General features: G+C 71.6%; 1 protein-coding gene. It reads left to right on the top strand.

The annotated features are described in order from the left end of the window. Positions 1-106: 106 nt before the first annotated feature. Positions 107-2149 carry a glycoside hydrolase family 31 protein gene (locus FNH08_RS49135; protein ID WP_322726645.1) on the top strand — a complete coding sequence of 681 codons (2043 nt, stop codon included), beginning with the start codon at positions 107-109 and terminating at the stop codon, positions 2147-2149. Positions 2150-2197 lie beyond the last annotated feature (48 nt).

The following is a 2197-nucleotide window of genomic DNA, read 5'->3' as shown; positions in this document are numbered from 1 at the left end:
CCCCCGTACGCCCCCTCCCGTCCAACGCCTCCCGTTCGACCAGCGCCTCCCTGACCGTGCCCCTCGCCCGGCACCCCCTGTCTGCACTCCTTCAGGAGCACCCGCCGTGAACCAGCCTGCCGAAAACCAGCCCCAGGTCAGCCTCGCGCAGTCCTCCCCCACCGTCGGCACGTTCCGCGAGCGGGACGGCGCCCTGGAGTGGAGCGGCCGCCAGGAGACCGTCCTCATCGAGCCCTGGGGCCCCGACGCGGTCCGGGTCCGGGCCCGTCTCGGTGGCCCGGTTCTCGACGGGCTGCCGGGCGCCCTGCTCGACGAGCCGCCCGCCACCGAGAGCACGGTCAAGATCGAGGACGGACAGGGGCAGCTGACCGTCGGCACCCTGACCGTCGAGGTCAGCTCCGAGGGACAGCTCCGCTTCGCACGCACCGACAACGGTGTCGAGCTCCTCGCCGAGCAGCGCGCCCACTTCTGGTGGCCCGGGCCGCGCCTCTACACCGCCGTCGGCAACGGCCACCACCGCCTGGAGCAGCGCTTCGCCGCGTACGACGACGAGAAGCTGTACGGCCTCGGCCAGCACCAGCACGGGCGCCTCGACCAGAAGGGCCTGGTCCTCGACCTGGTCCAGCGCAACGCCGAGGTCGGCATCCCGGTCCTCACCTCCAGCCGCGGCTACACCCTGCTGTGGAACAACCCGGCGATCGGCCGCGTGGAGCTCGCGGGCAACGGCACGCGCTGGGTGGCGGACTCGGCCCGGCAGATCGACTACTGGATCACGGCGGGCGACCCGGCCGCCGCGCAGCGCCGCTACAGCGCGGTGACGGGCCGTACGCCGATGCTGCCGGAGTGGGCGGCCGGCTTCTGGCAGTGCAAGCTGCGCTACCGCTCCCAGGACGAACTCCTCGCCGTGGCACGGGAGTACAAGCGGCGAGGGCTGCCCATCGACGCGATCGTGTGCGACTTCTTCCACTGGACGCATCTGGGCGAGTGGAAGTTCGACCTGAGCGAGTGGCCCGACCCGGCGGCCATGGTGCGGGAGCTGGAGGAACTCGGCATCAAGCTGGTCGTGTCCGTGTGGCCGTCGGTCTCGCCGCTGAGCGAGAACCACCCGGTCATGGAGCAGCGCGGCTACCTCATTGGCACCCAGTACGGCCCGATGGCCCACGCCGACTGGCCCGACAAGGGGGTCGACTCCACGGTCCAGGTCGCCTTCTACGACGCCACGAACCCGGAGGCCCGGGACTTCGTGTGGTCGCGGGTGAAGGAGAACTACCTGGAGCCGTACGGCATCAAGGCCTTCTGGCTGGACGCGGGCGAGCCGGAACTCAAGCCCGGCTTCCAGGAGAACCTGCGCTACTGGGCGGGCCCCGGCCTGGAGGTCGGCAACATGTACCCGCGTGAGAACGCCCGCACCTTCCACGACGGCCTGCTCGCCACCGGGGAGAGCGAGGTCGTCAGCCTCAACCGCTCGGCGTGGGCGGGCAGTCAGCGCTACGGCGCGGCCCTGTGGTCCGGTGACATCGGCACGGACTTCGCGACCCTGCGCGACCAGATCGCGGCCGGGCTCAACACCGCGCTGTCCGGCATCCCGTGGTGGAACACCGACATCGGCGGCTTCCACGGCGGCGACCCGGACGACGAGGCGTATCGCGAGGTGATGGTCCGCTGGTTCCAGTTCGGTGCGCTGTCCCCGCTGATGCGTCTGCACGGCTTCCGCGATCCGGGCATGCCGCTCGGCCCGGACATGACCGGCGGCCCGAACGAGGTCTGGTCGTACGGCGAGGACACCTACGCGGTCCTGGAGAAGTACCTGCGGCTGCGCGAACGCCTGAAGCCGTACGTCCTGGAGGTCATGCGGGAGGCCCACGAGGAGGGCCTGCCGGTGATGCGCCCGCTGTTCCTGGAGTTCCCCGAGGACCAGCGGACCTGGTCGGTCGACGACGCGTACCTCTTCGGCCCGGACCTGCTGGTGGCGCCGGTGCTGGAGGCGGGGGCGACGCACCGTACGGCGTACCTGCCGGCGGGGGCGCGCTGGACGGACGCGTGGACCGGTGAGACGTACGAGGGCGGTGTGTCCGTGACCGTCGACGCCCCGCTGGACCGTATCCCGCTGTTCCTGCGGGACGGAGCCTCCCTGCCGGTCGCCGAGTAGCGGCGGCGGCGCGGCAGGGGGAAACGGCCTCGGCCACCGGCGTCTGCC

The organism is Streptomyces spongiae, from assembly GCF_009377185.1.
GTDB classification, from domain to species: domain Bacteria; phylum Actinomycetota; class Actinomycetes; order Streptomycetales; family Streptomycetaceae; genus Streptomyces; species Streptomyces spongiae.
This window is presented reverse-complemented; position numbering and strand designations above follow the sequence as displayed.